The organism is Parabacteroides leei, from assembly GCF_023369805.1.
In the GTDB taxonomy this organism is placed as follows: Bacteria; Bacteroidota; Bacteroidia; order Bacteroidales; family Tannerellaceae; genus Parabacteroides; species Parabacteroides leei.
Window position 1 is genome coordinate 150,238 of sequence record NZ_JAMBQG010000007.1, and the last position, 20,350, is coordinate 170,587.

A 20,350-nucleotide genomic window follows, 5' to 3' on the forward strand; every position below is an offset into this window, starting at 1 on the left:
TACATGTCAATAATTTTATTTTAGTCTTTCTCACTTTATTGATTGATTTCCGTTTACTGTTTTTGTCAAACATTCACATAAATGCAAGGCTAATACAGCTTGTCCTTTCTCATTTAAATGAATTGCATCCCGGTAATCATCGACCGACATGTAATTCATTCCCTCTATCAGTGGTACCGAATCTTTTTTACAAAAAGTGATGATCTCCTTACCCTCATTATTATATTCACCTGTTTTAAGTTCTGTTTGTTCCGGATGCAACCAGATAAAGAAAGGAATTCCAGCCTGACGAAACCGATTAGTCAAAGCTTTAAAACCGGGATTGAACACTTTACCGTCTTTCGATATTTCGGAAAAACCATGATTGCCTGTACCAGCCTTTAATGCGGCAAAACAAGGATTCACATAGCGGGGTATCAGATAACGGTCAAACAACTCGATCCAGGCAGACATATATTGCCGGCCGGGAAAACCGGGATCGATATCTAACACCGGTTGATGGTTGATATTGTCATGTGCATCATGCGAACTGCAGATCAGGAATGCCGCCTGTCCATTGAACAAACCAAACCGCTTCAGATACGCTTCGCAATTATCAGGTCCCCAACTTCCGGCAGAGATATTCAGCACCTGCACCTTGTAACCTTTCAGCGCAGAAAGGCTTTCACATAAGCGGGAAGTCGCCGTGCTATCCTGATCGGTTTGTACGCCACCGTTCAATACCGAATCACCCAACCCCAGAATGACGAAAGCCGATGAGTCTACAGGATTGCTCCGCTGCGAATATTCGTTATATATAACATGCTTCTTAAAGCGGTAACGGTTTTGATCCGGTTGTGCGATATATTCAAAATCAGGATCAGACTGCATCAATACCGAATCGCAGAATCCCCATGCCAGACGGAGATACATTTCGCTTCCCACCGACAGAACCAATAACATTCCAACCAGTATACTTAAGTGTTTTTTTGTTCTTTTTTTCATTCCATTATTTTTATCGACAGGTTATTATTTTCCATTTCTATAAGTCCCCGGGCATATTGCCGTGCTGCCTCCCTTTTCTGCCGGATCATATCCGAAGTCAGCCCATTCAGGAAACAGACTATCGTGTCCGCTATCATATCAGAATCAGGAACCAGCCAAACCGCATCCGGAAACATACAAGCCCCTTCCGACTCTTCATCGGCGTTATACAATACCGGAGTACCTGCACAGATGGCACTGACCACTTTGGATGGTACACAGACATGGTTCCAGGCAGGCAATAACGAAGCCACATTAATATCCACATACTGCAACTCACCCCGCGAAACAAAATCCACCCGTTCCACGACTGTCTCATTATCTATTCTGTCCCATACCCACGAAGCCTTTGCGCCATACAAGCAGAGAACGATCACATGTTTATCCGGATCGAGATGGTTTATCAAATCCACCAAAAAACCGGCATTATGCGCTTCCCCTAGATTCCCGGCATAACAGAACACGATCTTTCCGGCATGTTTCCTGCGCCATGCCGGAACTTTGGCCGGACAGTTCTCATAAATACCACAAGGCAGGATAGCGTGAGGAATATGTTCTTTTTTATATTGCCGGCACAAATACCGGTATTGCTGTTCGCCTAATGCAATCAGAAAATCCGGTACATTACCATATACAAAAGCAGACAAGGCCCGATAGATCAGATTATTTTTTGAAACCAACCCGGCAGCGGCAAAAGCGTCCGGATACAGATCCATTGTCCAGAAGGCCAGTTTACTCCGGAAAAACGGACGGAACAGAACCGCCCATGCATTGATCAGTGAAGGATCGGTCATCACGATCTTCACATCGTGGCGGGGAAGGAACATCGATCGCACGATCAATCTCAGTCCGTCCGTCAGGTTTCCCGCCAGGCGAAATAGTCTGTTGTTCCCATTATACAGGGAAGGCAACTCTATCGTGTGGTACGGCAATTCCTCCTCCCGGTTCCCGACCTGCCCTTTATAAGATGCATAGATCGAAACAACGACTACATCCATCCCTTTCCCTGATATATAATCAGCCATATCACGGGAAGATCTACCGGTTATCGAAGGGTGGCGCGCGCCGAACTTGTTCAGGATCACCACCCTTTTCTTTTTCTCAGCTTTTAAGCCTCCCTGTCCTGCCATCCTTCGTACACTTCATGGAATATCTGTTCCAATGAACGGGTGATATTCCAGGCCGGATAATGAGCTCTCATCTTGCTCAGGTCGCTGTAGTAACAGATATGGTCGCCTATGCGGTTTTCATCCGTATAATCGTATATCATTTTCTTGCCGGACAGTTTTTCTATCATATCAAAAGCCTCCCGGATCGAACAGGTATTATTTTTACCCCCACCGATATTATACACTTCCCCCACACGCGGAGCCTTAATGAACTCTTCCATAAAGCGGGCTACGTCATACGAATGGATATTGTCGCGTACCTGCTTTCCTTTATAACCGAATACATGATACTGTTTTCCCTCCAGATTGCACTTGATCAGATAACTCAGGAATCCATGAAGCTCTACTCCCGTATGATTAGGTCCTGTCAGGCAACCACCGCGCAGTACGCAGCCAGGCATATCGAAGTATCGGCCATACTCCTGTACCATCACGTCACCCGCCACTTTGGAAGCCCCGAAAATAGAGTGTTTACTTTGGTCGATACGAAATGTTTCAGGGATACCGTTCAGATAGGTTTCATCCGCATACTCCCAACGGGTTGCCAACTCTTTCATCGGGATCTCATTAGGCGCATCACCATACACTTTGTTGGTCGACATGTGGACAAACGGAATATCCAACCGGTAACGCCGAGTTGCCTCCAGCATATTCAACGTACCTACCGCATTCGTGTCGAAATCGTCAAACGGGATAGCTGCAGCCCGGTCGTGGCTGGGCTGGGCGGCCGTGTGTACGATCGCATCCGGACAGATATCCGATACCAGACGAATGATCCCTTCCCGGTTGCGAATATCCATTTCATGATGGACAAAGCCGGGGATCAAACGTTGTAAACGTTTTTGATTCCAACGTGTATCACCCTGGGGACCAAAGAAAACGGCACGTTGGTCGTTATCCACTCCGTGTATTTCCCACCCCAGTTTGGAGAAATGCATACACACTTCCGAACCGATAAGCCCGGAAGAACCTGTAACTAAAAGTCTCATGATAAATTAAGTTTTTGTTATGATTGTCGCTTTTTGCGAATCAGGATAAATTCATAACGGATACCGGCCGAGACATCCGTAAAGCCATACGTCATGACATACATGTGTAGATGGCGGAAAAGAAACAAGGAAGCCCCGGCGCTCATCTTCTTTCCATTGTAGTCGGCCATCACACACATCAAAGGGAAAAAAACCGGCGTATAACGGATGCCTCCGAAAAAGCCTTCATTCGGACTTTCGTCATAAACCGGAAGATAATAACCGCCTGTAATTTCCAGGACATGGTTTCCCACCGGTATGTTTTTTGTGATAACTCCATAAATAGAACCGAACATACGGTTTGCTTTCCTATTACTGAAAGGGTTCAGAGCATTGGTTGTAAATGCGTCATTGGATCCCAATACAACAGATGGTACATACTTCTTTTCTTTCAGCACACGCAACCGTAAAGAGACGGCACGGTCTTGCTGCCAGGTATTTTTCAAATCCAATCCTCTATCTTTCGCCAACGTACAACGGTAGCCCACTTCTATAAATGGTAAAAAAGTTATATTCAGAAAATAATTACCGGAATTATTCCGGAAACCATCCGCCAACATACTTTTCGGCAGGTAGTTTCCCCCCATCATAAAAGTGCCGTCAGCCTGCATGTCGGCAGAAGGAACAGTCAATAAACCGGAAACACCTAAAGACGACTGTCCCTTTACATATAAACAGGTTAAAAACAAGAAGATAAAACAGGATAATTTTTTCATGAATTCCCTGTATCAATGATCTTCATATAATCTTTTCGCAGTTTCAGAAAACTTAGACGAAACAGGAAGCCCCTGATTTTTCCTAAAAGATGATCCCGCATCCTATAAAAAAGCGGGGGCTTCATATCGGGATCCATATCCTTTTCATCCTGCACCGAGCTGAGTATCTCCCCCATCTCCGACTTTCCGATAGCCAGCATAGGATAAATACCATGCACCCGGATCCCTAATCTTGCCATTTCGCGATAATCATCCGCTACATAATATGCTTTACCGATCCCCTGCATCACCTCCGCCCCTTTTCTGTTTATCAGATAAGCACAAGTTCCCCAGGCATGATATACCCGGCAAAACGAATATTGTCCTACCTGATATTCGCTTTTCGGATAATAGATCATATGTCTGCTCAATGTCATTATATAAGGTCTGTTCGGAATTTTTCCGATGGCCTCTTTCAAAAGACTCTCCACAGTTTCTTCCTTTGCCAGAAAACGAACGTCATCTTCCAGAATCAAAGCGAACTCTTCCTTCGAATTCAATAATCTCCTGTAACATTCCCGATGGCTTAGCGTACAACCGATTTCACCGGGTAAAGGGTAACGCTTCTCTATATACCAAAAACGTTTTATATCGAAACACTTTTGTTTCTCACTTTCCGACATTTCCCGTCCGTCCACGGCATCTACAATCTCTATATCCGGGAATTTAAACTTTCCGACTTCTGCCAGAACATATTCTCTCCGCTCTGTCGATTCTTTCAGATTAATGATATATGTCTTTATTTTCATTCTTTCTTTTCTCTTTTTTATGTTCAGGGAAAACGATAAGTCAGTCCGGCTGTTACTCCGGCATATCCTTCAAATTTACGTCCTCCCGTATATCCGTTAAAATTATCTTTCACAATGGTGCCTTCTATCCCCAGCGAAAAGCTCCAGTAATCCGTCATACGGATATTCAGATCGACACCTCCGATAGCAGCCGGAGAAAATTCCTGTTTTTTTTGGTCACGTGCCGGAGTCCATGCTCCTCCACCTCCCAGAAACAGATAAACACCAACCGGACGGTTAGAACGTTTACAGGTTCCCCAATTCATCAGATTCGTAATAAGCGTCAGATAGCTATCGACAAAATAAAATTTCCCGTTCGTATCCGGTTCTTTCATCATTACATGGCTGTTCTTTTGTGTTCCGCCACCTGCTTCCCAGCGTATTCCCCAGACAGAGGAGAACCAGCGAGCAACAGTCAGCTTACCATAAGGGCTAAGCTGATCTATTTTACTGGTTCCCCCATCACTTTCTCCCTGATACAGCGAAACCCCTCCGGACAGGGAAACCGCCCAATAGCCTTTGTTATCGCCTGTCTGGCGGTTTTTTTCCCGCAACGACAAATAGTGGTCGAATTGAGCATCCGACTGCCCCCAGGCGGATAAACCTGCCAGGAATAAAAGAACGAGAGACAACTTATTTCTTCTTTTTAGTTTCATAACCATAATAAGATTTTCCATAACCATATCCATAATACCCGTAGCCATAGCCGTAGCCTGCATGTTTATTGTGTACCCCATTCAATAATACGGCCATATTCGCCAACTTACGTTCCGTATGCAAATGTTCTACATCCGGTAATTGCCGGCGATCCATCCGTCCTTCACGGATCACATAGATATTCAAATCCGATACCCGGCTGATCTCCCGTGCATCCACCACCATCCCATAGGGAACCGTATCGATCAGGATATATTCGTAGGTTTCCTTCAAGGAAAAGACCAGTTCTTCCAGGCGCGGACTAAGCAATAGTTCTGCCGGATTGGGTGGAATAGGACCTGAACTGATCACATCCAGTTCTTCATTATATCTGCAAGGACGGATCAGGCCGGATACATCGGAAATCTTACCGGACAAATAATGCGTTATACCGGGTAGTACTTTCCCTTCCTCATCTTTCTCCGACCCTTTCCGGATATCCATTTCCAGCAAAATTACCCGTTTACCCACCCAGGCCAAAGAAGCAGCCAGATTCATGGAAACAAACGATTTGCCGGCTCCCGGATTGGCCGAAGTAAACATGATCACTTTCGACTGTGTCTTCACATTCAATACAAAATCCAGGTTCGACCGGATAATACGAAAAGCCTCCGACACCCCATCGCGTCCATTTTTAGTTATCCCCTCTTTGCCTTTCCCGTGAAAAGGTATCTCACCCAGGAAGGGTATGGTCAGATTCTCTTCTATATCCCTGCGTCCTCTGACAGTGACATCCAGCATCGGTTGAAGATAGAATATCAGCCCGGGAATAGCCAGTCCGGCCAACAAGGCACCCAGCCAGATCACGATCCGGTTGGCTCCTGTCGTTCCGCTCCCGTAAGCCGGGTCGATCACCCGCAGGTTGCTCTCGGCCGTGGCCATGCTCAGCGCATTCTCTTCCCGTTTATTAAGCAGGTACAGATATAATTCTTCTTTGATTTTCTGCTGCCTCTCGATAGTCAGCATATACTTTTCCTGTGTGGGCACTTTGCTTATACGGAAACCGGTAATTTCCTGTTGTCTTCGGGCATCGGCCAATTTCAGGTTCAAGGCCTTCTGCAAATTGCCCAGTACCTGAATGATCGTATTCCGTAAAGCCTGCAGGTTAACACCGATATCTCCTACTACCGGACTATGGTCACTGGATCCCCTTTTCAACTTATTGTATATAAGCAAATTCCGGTTGTATTCATCGATCATTCCCTCCACTCCGGTATCCATGATCCCGCTGTTGGTAGGCAACAATTGTCCTCCCTTTATCGGGTCACGCATATAATCCTGTATCATCCTGACCAGTTCGATTTGGTTGGCCAGTTCGATCTCTTCCTGCTCATACCGGCTATTATTGCTTAAATAGAGTCCGGCTTCAGAGGTTATATTGGTCAGCCGGTTTTTTTTCTTGAAGGATTCGATATCGCTGTCTACCTCTCCCAGTTCGGCATTGATCAATGCCAATCGGTCGTCAATAAAAAGTGCGGTATGCTGTATCACCTGATTTTTGTCGCGCATTGCCTCGTCGTTATAAACCGAAATCAGGGTATTCAGAATCGCATCGGCCCTGTCAGGATTCAGGTCCTGATATTTCAATGCCAGCAAACTAGCCTCCTTTTCCGCTCTCTCCACTTCCAGATTTCCCAGACAGGAGGTTATAGCCCCCTGACGGGAAACACAATCAACCAATATAGGAACATGTAACCAACGAGCGGAAAAAACCGCTGTTTTGTTAACAATGACCGATCCTACCGGTGTTGCTACTGCCTTCCCGAATTGTACCATAGTCTCCTCTTCCGGATCAGCCGACAGGCCGGTCAGCCGGCAGATATCCTCTCCTACCGGAGTAATGGAAAAGCTCAGTGATTTATCTTTCAACGAATCGGCCAGTTCCACCCAGACAGGCGAATTTGTATATAAGGCATTTCTTTTCAACCCCTGCTCCACACTATACCGGATATTCAGCGACAGCCGCCTGACAACCTCCTCCATCAACGTGCGCGATTTAAAGATCAAGATCTCGTTATTCACATTACTACCCCGGTTGAACAATTGTTTTTCAACAAAAGCGTCCTCTGTCTTTGCCTCCTCTTTCAGCAACACGATCGCTTCCCGTTTATACATGGTCTGTACGGTCTGTAGATAAACATAAGCCAATCCCAGGCAAACCAGTACCGACAAGATAAACCAATACCACCTGGCTAGCAGTACATCCAATATAGTTCGTATATTAAACTCACTGTTGCCAAGTAGTTTTTCCGTATAAGGCGTTTCTTCGATCATCCTGTTTTTATTTAAAGATCAATACACTCATAGAAGAAAGGAAAGAAATAATGGACATCCAGGTTCCTACATTCGTAAACTGGTTCTGTGCACTGGCTTCCGCTCTCACCCGGTTGGGCTCCACATAAATCATATCATTCTGCTTCAGATAATAAGCGGGCGACTGAAGGACATCCATCGAACGCAGATCATGATACAGGATGGTGCGAACACCTTCTATCTCGCGCATCACTGCCACCCGGTCGCGCCGGCCATGAATGGTCAGATCGCCTGCCATGCTTAAAGCTTCGAACAGGGTGATACGTTCGGACGAGATATTGTAAGTTCCCGGACGGTTCACCTCCCCAAGTATCGAAATACGAAAATTCTGGAAACGAACCGTTACGATCGGATCTTTCAGGAATCCGCCTTTTTCCAGCTTAGCCTGTATCATATCGACCAGTTGACGCCGTGTCAGCCCGGCAACAGACAACCTTCCCAATAACGGATAATTGATCGTACCATCTGTTTCTACCAGATATCCCCGGTTATTATAATTATAATTTCCCCTATCATTACCCCCGCCAGACTGTTGCTGGAAAGGCCTCAGCAACTCCGGATCGATACTGCTGACCACGATATCCAATAGATCGTCTTTCTGTATCTTCAGATTGAAGGTATCGGCTATTGCCGCCTTTTTCAGTAGCCCCTCCCCCTGCAAATACGTAATATCCTTTACCGAACCACAGGAAACCATTACCAACCATAGGAAAACGATCGGTAATCCCTTTTTTATTTTTTCTTTATTCATATTCTCTATACAGTTTCTTTATACAGTATTATTTAGGCCATTCGAACCGATGCCCTATTTTCTCAAAAAATTTCTCATTCCACGGTGCAAAAAAATGAGTTAAATACTCCTTACAATCGTCTGGTACCAGACGATTGTAAACTCCAACATTGGAGTTTACAACTTCTCTCTCTCTCCAATCAATATGAGGAATATTCAAAAATCGCTCTATATTAAATAAAGTTTCCAACCTTTTATTTTTAAGCTGTTTATCCTCAATAATCAATATTTGTTCTGGTTTGAAATAAGTATAGTAACGCTCTAACTGTTCGCTATACAGACCGCGACGGATAAAATCAGGATAATTGAATGCAGACGGCAGGTAGGAATCGTGTAACGCTATCTTCCTGAATTCTTCTTCCACAAACCATGTAAAAGGATACTTGTCAGGGTCTTTTAAACAAGCAAAATATTCCCGTTCCGGATCTTCTCTGACACAGAACCCCTTTTCCTGTGCGCACATGCAAGCCATATTATATTCTGAGATAGCCCGGCTAACGGGTTCACGAACAAGAAAAATCAAACGGGCATCCGGATTATGCAGATAAATACGTTGGGGCACTTCTTCCAGATACACATTCGCCGGAGTTGCTTCAAACCACAACGTTTTTCCCGGATAAGTTTGATGAGCAGCGATCTCTTTCATTACATTTTTCCCTGAAAAAAAATAATGACCTATTTTATTCCCTTTTACCTGATAATGATGAGAGAAAAAAAGACTCTCTTTTCCGATAGCACCCACACAAAAAGGATGCATATTCAAATAATCAAATAAAGCAGTTGTTCCTGATTTCTGAGCACCTATAATAACAAAGTCCATCTTTTTTTTACTAAAAACGACTTTAAAAACAAAAGAAGAGATTGATTTTATTATTTTTCTGTACATATCCGCTTATTGATTTTTTTCAAAAGCCCTTTCCCCGGTTTGAATTTAACACTAACACGTTTCGGTATTGTGCAGGATAATCCTGTACGGGGATTTCTTCCTTCCCGTTCGGATTGTTCCCAGGGAGAAAAATGTCCGAAATTTTGTAATAATACAGATTCCTTACGTGATACAGTGTCACCAACGACTTCTATCATCGTATCCATAAAATGAAGTACCGTTGTTACCGGCACCGACATGCGGCCGGCAATTTCTTCTGCTAACTCTTTCTTGTTCATCTTGATTTTAAGTTTATCGATTAATTATATATTTATTTTTCAATAAGCGAAATTCACAAAACAGCCAGACTAAAACGCTCATCCGGTAATAAACCGGGAAATATTTCAGTTGGCTTCTGTTCTTTGGAATACTAAACATCTTTATCACCCGCCCATCTATATTGTTCATCATATACTTAATAAAGGCCAATCGGTCTTTACCGGATACCGAATGTCCTATATTAGCATAGTAATAGTTAACCGGCTGCTGGACCAAACGAAAAAGATAATCCAGCATCAGGTTATTAATCTCTTTATTGCGTATCCCTTTCTTCTCCAGAAAAGTATAGACACTATTCCATAATTTCATGTTATTTTCTATCAATAACGGATTTTTATAAAAAGATGACGATAAAGATATTTCTTGTTCCATTACATGATAAAAAACCGGTACACACTTTATACTTTCAATATATTCAAAATATGAGCAATTGAATATCAAGTCTTCACCCCAATTAACCCCTGGTTGAAAACGCAAATGATATTTCTCTATGATCATCCGGTTATACAGGCGGCTACAGGAGCTGCCCATTAAACCATTTATAAGATGCTCCAATAATAAACCGGTAGCACTATTATCCAACCTGCATGTTTTATCCTGTAATTCATGAATTGTATGAATCTCCCCATTTTTATCATGAATGGCCATCTTACAAAGCGGCATTATTTTCTCTCCGGCAGATTGATACAATCCGGAGAGATAATTCGCTTCAATCCAATCGTCACTGTCGATGAATGCAATATATTCTCCTTTCGCTAAATCCATTCCTCTATTTCGAGCCTGAGATACACCTTTGTTTTCAGGTTGCAAAACAACCTGAAAACGAAAATCTTTCGTTGCATATTCCTGACAGACCTGCAGACTGTTGTCTGTTGAACCGTCATCGACCAAAATACACTCCCAATCCGTAAATGTCTGTTCCAATACGGAATCCAAGCAACGGGACAAACAATATCCCCTGTTATATATCGGAATCACAATAGATATTCGATTATCCATACATTTCATTTTAGAAATACAAAATCCGGTTTCTCTCCCTTTCCGACCACCCAGTCATAAAGCACTTTCATTTGCCGGGATACGACATCCACCGAGTATTTATCCAATATCAACCGGCGTCCCCGCTGTCCCATTTCACAAAGAGTCGCTTCATCCAGAGATAACGCTTTTCTCACCGTATCGGTCAATGTCCCGATATCATTCTTCACCCACCAGCCACACCGGTAAGTGTCCAATTCCTGCCACGGCGATCCGGTCGATGCGATCACCGGGATTTCCTGCAATAAGGCTTCCGGAGTAATAATACCACAGTTTTCAAAATCGCTGGGAACAATCAGGCAGGTCAGGGAAGCCAGTAGCCGGCTTTTCTTCACGCCCGTCACAAAGCCTGTAAAACAAACTCGTTTCAATTTCAGGCGATCTACTTCTTTTTTAAGAAACTGCATATAGGCCGGATCTCCGTCCCCCATGATCAAAAGTTCCCCCGGCTCATTCAAACGATGCCAGATCTCGATCAGCCGTTCCACCCTCTTCCGAGGATGGACACGTCCCAGATAACCGATCCGCTTCACGCCATCCGAATACATAGAGGGCATTTTTTCAGGACATTCCATGGGACAGGGCAATACGGCCACCGGATTAGTTAATCCCAACGAACGGTAATACTCCATTTCCTCCATACAAGTAGCGTGAATACAGGCTGCCTGTTGCAACTGTCTGCGCTGAAACAAAAACAGGGCGATTTTTTTCACGAAGGGAGAGTGGGACAATGCCTCCGGATATAAAGCACCGTGGAGGGTGACCAGATAAGGACGCCCCTTCTCACGGGCGAACTTTGCCGCTATATAGCTGGAGTATAGCCAAAGTCCCTGAATATGATAAACATCTGCAACCGGAGTATCTGACAGCGCTTTTAGAAAAACAGAAGAATACCCCCACCATCTTTTTTTCAGACGGGAAGAGGGTAAAAAACGAATAAAAGGTTCACTGGAAACCCGTTCTTCTCCCGGAAATGTTTCGTTTGTCAGCACCTCTGTATCCATTCCCGCCAGGTTTGCTCCTCTTACTGTCAACAAAGTAGTACGGGCAGGACCTCCGCATGCCGTACTCATCGAATCAATTACATGAATTATTTTCATTATCGTTAACTATATTTTATATAGATCAAATAACAGGCTGTCCTCCGGATATAATCTCCGTATCATTTCACGTTCCGATTCGGGAATATCATAATCTTTTGCGATTTTCAACTGACCGCTATATTCCGATAAGTCAAAAGCGTCCAACAATATTTCCCAATCGGGGAAATATTCATATTGTAAAACTTCTACTTTTTTCCCCATAAAATCACTTTGGGGATTTAACCAGGGAAGTCGTTTATTGCGTAAAAAATAATCTCGCCCGACAGGTTTAAAACGAAAAATCCGTTTGCAAAATTCATCAGTGGAAACTCGCACAAGTTTCCACTGATGAAACGTATATGTCCAGGGACATATACGTCGTAAAAAGTATATGAATTTTTTCGATAAGTTCCACTCCTTATATTCGCCATCAAAAACATATTGAGGTTTCTTTCTATTTGAAACAGTTCCAAACTGCCTTCTCAATTCTTTTACTGCCGAATAAAAACGATTATACGGATTACGTACCATCACAATCACCCGGTAGTTTTCCCACTCCGGAACAAAACGAGGTAAATCATGATACGAAATATGTCCCAGATCGGTGCCATGCGCTATCAAAAACGGTTTCCACCATTTTATGGCATCTGTTCGTCCATACTTTTTAATGTAAATTTCCCGCAGGAACGTTCCGCCGGATTTTGGATTATGCAGGTATATAACCTTACGTTCTTTGTCTACAATCATATTCTATATTATTATCTTATATTCTATATCCAAATACTATTTATTCCAATAACCAATCCGCCTTCATCACCGGCGAATGTGCCAACAGTTGCGTGACTTTTCCCAGCCGTTTATACAGTGGGAGCATTTGTGAAAACAGCTTCGAACGCTCTTCTGCCGTCAATGCCAGGCTTAGTTCGGACAATAGATATTTTATTTGTTTCAGCAAGTCGGTTTCATATACCTCCAGCCGGCTGAAACGGGTAACTTCTTTTATATATCCGACAAACGCTTCTTTTCCCATCACACGCAACAGGGAGTCCGGATCATGTTCGGGGTTAAGGACGATGCGTCCTACGGAAAAGTCCTTGCCGGCCAGTAAACGTGCAGCCTTGAACCCGTTTGTTTGTCCGGCTTCGTCGCTGTCGAGCATGACGATTACATGACGGGTGTATCGGCCAAGCAGCTCAATATGCTGCAAGGTTAGAGCAGTGCCGCATAAGGCTATCGTGTTAGGGAACCCAGCGGCATACATGGCCAGTACATCCTTATAGCCTTCGGTGATGTATACGAATTTATGTTGCCGGATTGCTTCCTGCGCCAGATAAAGACCATATAAGATCCTGCTTTTATGATAGACCGCACTGGTCGATGAATTCATATATTTACGGATATCCTTCCCTTTCGTCTCTCCCCGGTAACGGCCGGCAAAGGCTACCAGCCTCCCCTGTTCATCGCGGATCGGGAAAACGATGCGATTACATAAGTAGTCATAAGCATACGGTAAAAAAGCAGATGCCTGCCCTACCTCAAACATCCTGTAGGCTTCGTGCAACACTTCATTTTCCGGCACGTATGGTTCCAGCATATCCAGGATCATTCCGTGGCTGTGCAACAGGGCATCTATATGTATCCGGCTGACCAGGTCCGGCTCATTTTCCTTTGCCGGTAAAGAAAAAGTCTTTACCGGAAGATACTTCACCGGCCGGTACTCGTCCGTATCCGACAGGCCATACCATCCGGCCAGCTTTTTTAAGACCGTACGGAAATCACATCCCTCCATTTTCTGAACAAATTTGAACAAATCTCCCCCTTCGCCACAGGCAAAACATTTATAGTATTGCTGTTCTGTATTCACATAGAATGAAGGATGACGGTCGGTGTGGAACGGACAAAGTCCGACCTGGGTCTTTACCGAGTTCCCGACCCTTTTTAAAGACAGATAGCGCCCGACCACATCCTCCAGACGAACTACTTGTTTTATTTGATTTTTCAGGTTCATGTATTATCAGAATGAAACCACCTTCTCCCCATGCTTAACAGCAACGTTCTATAGATCGGAATCTTGTTAAAACAAACAAGTACAAGATCTACGCAATCGACAATACGATAAACGATTTTCAAGAGACCCGGTTTTTTCCGTAAATTATAACACCGGTTATATGGACGATTTGGAAACAATAATGCAGAAACAGGTCTTTGTTTTTCATGGAAACGCCACGTCCCTGTCCACCAATGACAGGCATAAGTTTCTGAAGAAAAAGAAAGGACATTCGGATTAGCAAATGTTGGGTATTTGTAAAGACAAATACCTTCACTCAAAACTTGAGTGATGTTCTTATATCGAAAACCAAAATCTATAGCAACCTGGCACATTACTACCGGACATTCTATTTGAAAACAATCGCCTTCCGGAGTTATAAAAGAAACTGAATTATAATAATCAACACACGCTTTCATAAAAGGATGCCCTTTTTCAGAACCTATTATACCAGCTTCAATAGCAACACCAAAAGAAGTTTTCCCCAAAAACGGACTCAAAAGCAGACCTTCGTCGTTTATTAAATCTTTACCTCCACAATTCATAAGATATTCTCCATAATCAATGCCTGAAAACATCCTGTTATTTAATAAATCATCAAAAGGACGGAAAACTTCTACATCCAAATCCATATAAATACCGCCTTCTTTCCATAAAATGTAAAACCTCATATAGTCAGTAAGGAATGCCCATTTCTTACGCTCATAAGTTTCACGAACAAAAGGTATTTGCATATTCAAAGTCGAAGCATCCCAACATTTAATTTTATAATCAGGCATTACTTTACGCCAACTATTCAAACAATGTTCCATTAAAGGCAACTTCTCTCCTCCTCCAAACCAACAATAATGAATTACTTTAGGAATGGTACTTTCTTCGTTTATACTTACCGCCATTATTTCTATATTTTATTCCTTATTAAATTGTTCCATTTCCAAAGACAGCACTTCCCGGGAAGTGTTTCACATTCTAATATTTATAGGGTCTACCGGCAAACCAGAGTAACTTATTTACAACTTTTCTATAAAAAACGGTTGATTTCCATGCAAACAATGGATAATTGTCCCTGAAAAACAGTTCGAACGAACCACATAGAGGAACTTTAACCCAGTTTTCCGGACAAAGATCTTTCACATTTTTCTTCCTAAGTGTAACTCCAAACCAGGGAGACGGATAGACCACGATCTTTTCCCGGTTCTCATTAAGCCAGGCTCCCCACCAGCCAAAAGTAGAATTGCTGATGATATTATGCCGGCATAAAGATTGAATATACAAATCGACAAGAGGAGGTTCGTCATCTATAAAAAAGAAACGAGACCCTATAAAATGTTTCTTACACCAAGCAATATCGTCACTGATTATCAGAAAATCAGTATCCGGAGGAAATACAGACATCGCCTTTTTGTAATAACTCATCCGGCATACCGGATGCCTAAACTCCTGTATCAGATAATCACCACGACGAACCAATACGGATACGGGATTCCGACTCAATATATTCTCATATTTCTCACATATATAATTTTCCGTATGCGAATCTATCCGGAACAAATCTCTTATCAGTTGCTCATCGAAATATTTTTCAGACTGGAAATAGCCATGTAGCACAAGATCCTTTTCGGACGGAAGCGGATGGTAATCAAATCCTGTTTCCTGATAAACAGGATGATTTACAGGATATGTATCCTGTAAATCTATACCAAATTGCTTCAAATATACTGCGTCCGAAAAATCCATATAAATATCTTTGCACATCAACGCCTTGAAGGGAACATTCATTCTTTTAGCCAAAGATACACCCGCCGCTATTTCAAACAGATTGTTCCCCAATCTTCCATTCAAACATGAATAAATCATTTTTTATAACCGTTTCTTATTTTTCAAATACTCTTTTAGCTTCTTGTATTCATCTTCATAGCCGAAAGTGACAAAGTCTTTCTTATATTTCCGATATACGAGCCAGGCCGTAAACGGGGTATAATAATCCATCCAGTTTCTGCCGGTCAACGAGGCGGCCCGGTTCGTATGAGGTAAGGGCAGAAATCCGAAGCGCTCGAGTATCGGTTCATAATCATCTCTTATATCTTCCACTTTTCCGACAAAATCAACCAGGCATTTATCATCCTTATCATAGATCAACCGGTATTGTCCGGAAAAATGTGGTTCGGCCATACTGTCCGGAATCAGACAAACCCGATGGACAAACCGATTAAAATCACGTATACGAAGTAAGCTCTTAAAGACATAATAATTCCAACAGATATCATCCGGATGCTGAATACATTTATCTTCAAAGCAGGAAACCAAACGCTTATAAGGATTTCGTACAAATGTAAATTTGTAATACCGTTCCATCTCCGTATTCAATTCATTCGTAATATTACCGGGTAACGAATGTATATTCGGTCGTTCACCAAACATGGACCTTTTTATGGAAGAACAGGCCACTTTCGGATTACTCAGATAGACAACTTCTTTCTCTGTATCAAACACGAATGTCCTGGGATATCTTCCCCTTTTTTTATTACATCGATAAACATAACGAACCTGTCCATACCACTGTTTAATAGCTTTCAGCCATAATAATTTATGATTTAAGAAGCCCCCCAGTTTACATTCATTGATATTCTTCATGATTTAAATTTTTAATTTTGTTTCATATCACTCTCGGATCATAATCCGTCAAACAAGTCATTGCCGGATTATAGCGGAAGCGGGCTGTCCCTGTTGCTCCGTTGCGGTTCTTGGTCAGCAGCAGCAGGCCGACGCCTCTCAGGTCTTCCTTCGTCGTCGGGTCGTGCGTTATACCGTATTTCTCGGCACGGTAAACGAAGATCACCACATCGGCCACCTGCTCGATCGCACCCGAATTACGCAAATCGCTCAATACCGGGAAATTAGGAGCCGGACGACGTTCACTCTCCCGGTTCATCTGCGCCAACAGTACCACCGGTATATCCATCTCTTCGGCCATCAATTTGATTTTTCGTACTATATTTCCCAAAGCCAGGTCCGTAGTCTCCAGCAACTGGCTTTTCGACAATACGATATTGATCAGGTTCAGATAGTCGATAAACAGAACCTCCAGCTTCCCTTGTTTATGCAAGGTCTGTGCCTTGGCCCGTATGTCTTCTACCGTATCCGAACCGCAATACTCCAACGTAATGGGCAAACGCTCGAGTTCCTCTTGCGCCTTTTCCAGACGAAGACGGTCGGAGGCCGAAGTCCCTTTAAAACGCAGCCGGTCGGCATCTATTCCGCTGATCATCGACAACAAACGGGTCACGATCTGCTCCTTGCTCATCTCCACACTAAAGAAAGCGACTGCTTTTCCCTGGCGTGCCGCATTCAGCGCCATCCATAAAGCAACGGCCGATTTCCCCATCGAAGGACGTCCTGCCAAAACCGTCAATTCGCCTTTGTACAGGCCACCCGACAAACGGTCGAGCTCCGATACCCCCGTATAGACCTGGCTATGAATACCGGCCTCTCTTTCGGCCTGCCTCTCGTAAGAAACGTCCAAGGCCTTGCGAGCCACCTGTCCGGCGGCTTCGAGAGTAGATGCCGGGATCATTTCGTTCTGCAGCGAACAGACCAGCGCATCCAGTTCATTCAGCAACTCCGTTATATCGGTTTCCGGTCGCAATGCCTTTGTTTGCTTCTCCTGCAACGACGTGACCAGGCTGCGGAGAATATAGCAGCGCACCAGCTGGTCGGCATGGGCGCGGATATGATGGTCCGTACGCACATCGAGCAACATGCCTGAAAGAAACGAAAGCCCGTTGAGCCGCATATAAGCCGGATAGTCGAGCCGCTGCATAGCCGTCTCGACCGTCAACATATCGACCGGCTGTCCGGAGGAAGCCAGTGAAAGGATCGCTTCGTAAACAAAACGCAGATCCGGATGGCTGAACATCTCGCTACGCAAACGGACGTTCACGTCGTATACTGCATCCGGGCTGGTAAGCAGCCCGGCAATTACAGCCTGTTCCATCGGGAGATTTACCCGGTTCAGATTCAGTTTGTCCATTTTTGTTCCCCTCCTGCAGATTGATAAATCCGGTTGGCCTGCTCCATCAGACTCATCCCGGTATCCGGCAACCGACAATTGCTCGTTGCATCCGGTAAAGGATTATTTGTATTTTGAATCATCTCCGGCTCCCAGGTAGCCAAAACAATGCGTTTGTAATTTCCCAGATCGTGGATATGCAGAAAACCGCGTTTTTCCAGATTCAGAAGATGTTTTTTAACCAAACGACGATCCAATCCGGTCAGACCGGCTATCTCGGTATACGAAGTAATCCACTCGCCTGCCCGGCAAAAAACCGACTGGTTGTTCAGACAGACATTCCCATCGCTGAAATAGGCAAAAGTTTGCACACACAATAACACAGCAGCCAATCCACGCTGCTCCTGATGTTGGGAAAACAAAGCCCGCAGCGTAGTCCTGCCGACTTTCAGGTAGCCGCTTTTGCGAAAGTCCGAAGACAATTCTTCCTTACGTTTTGTCATTTTTCCTATACTTTTAATTAATAAATGAAACATGACAGGCGTAGACGCGCAAAAACGACGCTTTATGATCGATCAGATTCAAGGTGTTGAGACAACTTAGGGTACATCGTTCCGACAATCGCTTGCACCACTCTCTTTAATATAGAATAAATATTATTTATAACTAATACAAAGAGGGGGAAGCCCGATTTTTTTGACACTCCTGCCATCTTGCCTGACAGGAATAAAGATAATATGCCTCCCGCAGAAAGAGGAGTAATAAAAACGCTAGAAAAAGAAAGCGAAAACCATTCATTCTCAGCCATTTAAAAATTATTATTATAAATCGTTTTTTTTGAACTTCGCTATATAATCGAATAACCGGCCGTATTCGGATAGAATCTCGGACAATTGCTTCTGAATGGTCGAGACTTCCAGCCCCAGGCTGAACCCGGCATAAAGCACTTCGCTCAACGCTTTCTGGCTATCGTCTATTTTTCCGGTTTTACATAAGGCAGCCATCACGGCAAGAAACAGGTATTTATCATTCACCTTTACGAGCGGTCGCCCGGCTTCCTGCGACTGGTAGCCGTAGTAAACCAGGATCTGCACTCTATAGTAGGCAAAGAATTGTTTCGCAAAAATACGCCATGATCTCTTTTCAAGGATTTCCTTTTTTCTCAGGAAATTAGCACATTCAATTATCAGTTGCTCCTTACCGGGAGCCTTATCCATATTTTCCGCAAAACGGGGAAACGACAAGTAAGTTCCTCCGCTGAACCGGTAAAAAATTTTTGTTCATAATTGTTCTTCCTATCGGCCGGAAAGAACAGTTTCGCTTTGTACATTTATTCTGAAAAAAGGTATATACTTTTGATGTCGGAATAAGGTACTTTTGAGTGCAAAATACTAGTATTTCATCCTCAAAAGTACCTGCCTATTTCCAGATCATTTTCTTTACGATACCTTTCAAGGATTTGAGATTTTTCTCCTTCAAATGTTGTTCAGGAGGGAAAAAAGCGTTCCGCATTTTCGAATAATAAACCGGCATCCTTCCATATCGGGTTCTTCTACGGGCTTTTTCCAAAGGTTGTTCGAATATATTCCGGAAGAATGCCAACATCCGTTCGATCAAAACATCATGATATTCTTCATAACTATCCCCGTGCAGCCAGAAAGGGGCCGTTACCTTTTCCAGGTAAGCGGCATCGTCATTGTCCAGGCGGATCACTTCTTCGACAGCTTCTTCCAGAGAAGAAAAATCCATGATATTGACAAATGAGTCCGGATTGTATACCGAACTGATATCGGGGTCACCCCAATAAACCGGCAGCGACTGCGCCAGAAACGGATGACGGATCTTTTCGGTCGAATATCCGGGAATACCGGAGTTTTCTATCGCTATCGTAAATTTATACTCTTTCAGGAAAGCATGTTTATCTCCCACTCTTTTACCCATATTATTCAGAAAGCTGCCGCCCGCATCTATCCGTTTGTATTGGGATAAAAGAGTATAAAATCGTTCACGTACCGGATCAGCACAAATATTGTTGCTATAAACAAAATTACAGAATTTACGGTTTAGCAATTGTTCCGAACACAGATCGGGGGTATATCGATGCTGAATTTCGTATGGATACATGATTTCATTTTGATACATAATACGATCCCCGCTCTTAATATCGGATAGACACACAGCATAATCGCATACATTCAGATCCGGAATTATATTCTCGGCAGACCAGAATATTTTTATACAACCCTCATAATTCAGATGTTTCATTCCGAAGCAACTGTAAAACAGATAGTCCGGATTCTTATCGTCTATTACGAATTCATATTCCGACAATAAAAAAGGCAAATGGATTTTATAATCGAAACCGACCCAGAAATCAGTAAAATAACAACGAATCTTTTTTTTCATAG

22 protein-coding genes are annotated in these 20,350 nt (G+C 43.5%); all 22 read right to left on the bottom strand.

What is annotated here, in order from left to right; translation table 11 throughout:
• Positions 1 to 30: 30 nt before the first annotated feature.
• On the bottom strand, positions 31 to 984 hold the full coding sequence (locus M1P97_RS12235; RefSeq protein WP_195372656.1) for a hypothetical protein: 954 nt from the start codon (positions 982 to 984) through the stop codon (positions 31 to 33).
• The gene (locus tag M1P97_RS12240; RefSeq protein ID WP_249389235.1) at positions 981 to 2,153 is read right to left on the bottom strand and encodes a glycosyltransferase family protein; all 1,173 of its coding nucleotides are present in this window, start codon (positions 2,151 to 2,153) and stop codon (positions 981 to 983) included. The genes M1P97_RS12235 and M1P97_RS12240 overlap by 4 nt, the downstream gene beginning before the upstream one ends.
• Complete coding sequence (locus M1P97_RS12245) at positions 2,132 to 3,181, bottom strand: NAD-dependent epimerase/dehydratase family protein (RefSeq protein ID WP_249389236.1); 1,050 nt, start codon at positions 3,179 to 3,181, stop codon at positions 2,132 to 2,134. Before M1P97_RS12245 ends, M1P97_RS12240 begins: the two co-directional genes overlap by 22 nt.
• 17 nt (positions 3,182 to 3,198) lie before the next feature.
• Positions 3,199 to 3,936: a YjbH domain-containing protein gene (locus tag M1P97_RS12250; protein WP_249389237.1), complete on the bottom strand. Its 738-nt coding sequence runs from the start codon at positions 3,934 to 3,936 to the stop codon at positions 3,199 to 3,201.
• Entirely contained in the window at positions 3,933 to 4,724 is a 792-nt protein-coding gene (locus M1P97_RS12255) for a glycosyltransferase family 25 protein (RefSeq protein WP_249389238.1), read from the bottom strand. The genes M1P97_RS12250 and M1P97_RS12255 overlap by 4 nt, the downstream gene beginning before the upstream one ends.
• Positions 4,725 to 4,747: 23 nt before the next feature.
• Positions 4,748 to 5,419 (bottom strand): hypothetical protein, encoded by a 672-nt coding sequence (locus M1P97_RS12260; protein ID WP_195372660.1) that lies wholly within the window; start codon positions 5,417 to 5,419, stop codon positions 4,748 to 4,750.
• A complete protein-coding gene (locus M1P97_RS12265; protein WP_249389239.1) occupies positions 5,397 to 7,733 on the bottom strand; it encodes a GumC family protein in 2,337 nt (778 codons plus the stop codon). Before M1P97_RS12265 ends, M1P97_RS12260 begins: the two co-directional genes overlap by 23 nt.
• Before the next feature lie 7 nt (positions 7,734 to 7,740).
• Positions 7,741 to 8,523: a polysaccharide biosynthesis/export family protein gene (locus tag M1P97_RS12270; protein WP_195372662.1), complete on the bottom strand. Its 783-nt coding sequence runs from the start codon at positions 8,521 to 8,523 to the stop codon at positions 7,741 to 7,743.
• 28 nt (positions 8,524 to 8,551) lie between these two features.
• Positions 8,552 to 9,382 (bottom strand): sulfotransferase domain-containing protein, encoded by an 831-nt coding sequence (locus M1P97_RS12275; RefSeq protein WP_229058479.1) that lies wholly within the window; start codon positions 9,380 to 9,382, stop codon positions 8,552 to 8,554.
• A gap of 50 nt (positions 9,383 to 9,432) precedes the next feature.
• Entirely contained in the window at positions 9,433 to 9,726 is a 294-nt protein-coding gene (locus M1P97_RS12280) for an HU family DNA-binding protein (protein ID WP_195372664.1), read from the bottom strand.
• Positions 9,727 to 9,739: 13 nt separating this feature from the next.
• Positions 9,740 to 10,765 (bottom strand): glycosyltransferase family 2 protein, encoded by a 1,026-nt coding sequence (locus tag M1P97_RS12285; protein WP_195372665.1) that lies wholly within the window; start codon positions 10,763 to 10,765, stop codon positions 9,740 to 9,742.
• A 5-nt stretch (positions 10,766 to 10,770) separates the two neighbouring features.
• Positions 10,771 to 11,904, bottom strand: coding sequence for a glycosyltransferase (locus M1P97_RS12290; protein WP_249389240.1), 1,134 nt, complete (start codon positions 11,902 to 11,904; stop codon positions 10,771 to 10,773).
• A 9-nt stretch (positions 11,905 to 11,913) separates the two neighbouring features.
• Complete coding sequence (locus tag M1P97_RS12295) at positions 11,914 to 12,633, bottom strand: hypothetical protein (protein ID WP_249389241.1); 720 nt, start codon at positions 12,631 to 12,633, stop codon at positions 11,914 to 11,916.
• Positions 12,634 to 12,673: 40 nt separating this feature from the next.
• Positions 12,674 to 13,894, bottom strand: coding sequence for a DNA primase (locus M1P97_RS12300; RefSeq protein ID WP_249389242.1), 1,221 nt, complete (start codon positions 13,892 to 13,894; stop codon positions 12,674 to 12,676).
• Positions 13,891 to 14,829 (bottom strand): glycosyltransferase family 32 protein, encoded by a 939-nt coding sequence (locus M1P97_RS12305; protein WP_195372669.1) that lies wholly within the window; start codon positions 14,827 to 14,829, stop codon positions 13,891 to 13,893. Before M1P97_RS12305 ends, M1P97_RS12300 begins: the two co-directional genes overlap by 4 nt.
• 73 nt (positions 14,830 to 14,902) lie before the next feature.
• The gene (locus M1P97_RS12310; RefSeq protein ID WP_249389243.1) at positions 14,903 to 15,790 is read right to left on the bottom strand and encodes an alpha-1,2-fucosyltransferase; all 888 of its coding nucleotides are present in this window, start codon (positions 15,788 to 15,790) and stop codon (positions 14,903 to 14,905) included.
• 3 nt (positions 15,791 to 15,793) lie between these two features.
• Positions 15,794 to 16,567, bottom strand: coding sequence for a sulfotransferase family 2 domain-containing protein (locus M1P97_RS12315; RefSeq protein ID WP_195372671.1), 774 nt, complete (start codon positions 16,565 to 16,567; stop codon positions 15,794 to 15,796).
• 22 nt (positions 16,568 to 16,589) lie between these two features.
• Positions 16,590 to 17,963, bottom strand: a complete 1,374-nt coding sequence (locus M1P97_RS12320) for a replicative DNA helicase (RefSeq protein WP_195372672.1) — start codon at positions 17,961 to 17,963, stop codon at positions 16,590 to 16,592.
• On the bottom strand, positions 17,951 to 18,445 hold the full coding sequence (locus tag M1P97_RS12325; RefSeq protein WP_195372673.1) for a hypothetical protein: 495 nt from the start codon (positions 18,443 to 18,445) through the stop codon (positions 17,951 to 17,953). The genes M1P97_RS12320 and M1P97_RS12325 overlap by 13 nt, the downstream gene beginning before the upstream one ends.
• 62 nt (positions 18,446 to 18,507) lie before the next feature.
• Positions 18,508 to 18,750, bottom strand: coding sequence for a hypothetical protein (locus M1P97_RS12330; protein ID WP_195372674.1), 243 nt, complete (start codon positions 18,748 to 18,750; stop codon positions 18,508 to 18,510).
• 13 nt (positions 18,751 to 18,763) lie between these two features.
• Positions 18,764 to 19,159 carry a hypothetical protein gene (locus M1P97_RS12335; RefSeq protein WP_249389244.1) on the bottom strand — a complete coding sequence of 132 codons (396 nt, stop codon included), beginning with the start codon at positions 19,157 to 19,159 and terminating at the stop codon, positions 18,764 to 18,766.
• 202 nt (positions 19,160 to 19,361) lie between these two features.
• A complete protein-coding gene (locus M1P97_RS12340) occupies positions 19,362 to 20,348 on the bottom strand; it encodes a glycosyltransferase family 10 domain-containing protein (RefSeq protein WP_249389245.1) in 987 nt (328 codons plus the stop codon).
• Positions 20,349 to 20,350 lie beyond the last annotated feature (2 nt).

Bases quoted from the DNA above. Each gene is read 5' to 3' on its own strand.
- M1P97_RS12235 (WP_195372656.1), bottom strand. From the start codon at position 984: ATGAAAAAAAGAACAAAAAAACACTTAAGTATACTGGTTGGAATGTTA.
- M1P97_RS12240 (WP_249389235.1), bottom strand. From the start codon at position 2,153: ATGGCAGGACAGGGAGGCTTAAAAGCTGAGAAAAAGAAAAGGGTGGTG.
- M1P97_RS12245 (WP_249389236.1), bottom strand. From the start codon at position 3,181: ATGAGACTTTTAGTTACAGGTTCTTCCGGGCTTATCGGTTCGGAAGTG.
- M1P97_RS12250 (WP_249389237.1), bottom strand. From the start codon at position 3,936: ATGAAAAAATTATCCTGTTTTATCTTCTTGTTTTTAACCTGTTTATAT.
- M1P97_RS12255 (WP_249389238.1), bottom strand. From the start codon at position 4,724: ATGAAAATAAAGACATATATCATTAATCTGAAAGAATCGACAGAGCGG.
- M1P97_RS12260 (WP_195372660.1), bottom strand. From the start codon at position 5,419: ATGAAACTAAAAAGAAGAAATAAGTTGTCTCTCGTTCTTTTATTCCTG.
- M1P97_RS12265 (WP_249389239.1), bottom strand. From the start codon at position 7,733: ATGATCGAAGAAACGCCTTATACGGAAAAACTACTTGGCAACAGTGAG.
- M1P97_RS12270 (WP_195372662.1), bottom strand. From the start codon at position 8,523: ATGAATAAAGAAAAAATAAAAAAGGGATTACCGATCGTTTTCCTATGG.
- M1P97_RS12275 (WP_229058479.1), bottom strand. From the start codon at position 9,382: ATGGACTTTGTTATTATAGGTGCTCAGAAATCAGGAACAACTGCTTTA.
- M1P97_RS12280 (WP_195372664.1), bottom strand. From the start codon at position 9,726: ATGAACAAGAAAGAGTTAGCAGAAGAAATTGCCGGCCGCATGTCGGTG.
- M1P97_RS12285 (WP_195372665.1), bottom strand. From the start codon at position 10,765: ATGGATAATCGAATATCTATTGTGATTCCGATATATAACAGGGGATAT.
- M1P97_RS12290 (WP_249389240.1), bottom strand. From the start codon at position 11,904: ATGAAAATAATTCATGTAATTGATTCGATGAGTACGGCATGCGGAGGT.
- M1P97_RS12295 (WP_249389241.1), bottom strand. From the start codon at position 12,633: ATGATTGTAGACAAAGAACGTAAGGTTATATACCTGCATAATCCAAAA.
- M1P97_RS12300 (WP_249389242.1), bottom strand. From the start codon at position 13,894: ATGAACCTGAAAAATCAAATAAAACAAGTAGTTCGTCTGGAGGATGTG.
- M1P97_RS12305 (WP_195372669.1), bottom strand. From the start codon at position 14,829: ATGGCGGTAAGTATAAACGAAGAAAGTACCATTCCTAAAGTAATTCAT.
- M1P97_RS12310 (WP_249389243.1), bottom strand. From the start codon at position 15,790: ATGATTTATTCATGTTTGAATGGAAGATTGGGGAACAATCTGTTTGAA.
- M1P97_RS12315 (WP_195372671.1), bottom strand. From the start codon at position 16,567: ATGAAGAATATCAATGAATGTAAACTGGGGGGCTTCTTAAATCATAAA.
- M1P97_RS12320 (WP_195372672.1), bottom strand. From the start codon at position 17,963: ATGGACAAACTGAATCTGAACCGGGTAAATCTCCCGATGGAACAGGCT.
- M1P97_RS12325 (WP_195372673.1), bottom strand. From the start codon at position 18,445: ATGACAAAACGTAAGGAAGAATTGTCTTCGGACTTTCGCAAAAGCGGC.
- M1P97_RS12330 (WP_195372674.1), bottom strand. From the start codon at position 18,750: ATGGCTGAGAATGAATGGTTTTCGCTTTCTTTTTCTAGCGTTTTTATT.
- M1P97_RS12335 (WP_249389244.1), bottom strand. From the start codon at position 19,159: ATGGATAAGGCTCCCGGTAAGGAGCAACTGATAATTGAATGTGCTAAT.
- M1P97_RS12340 (WP_249389245.1), bottom strand. From the start codon at position 20,348: ATGAAAAAAAAGATTCGTTGTTATTTTACTGATTTCTGGGTCGGTTTC.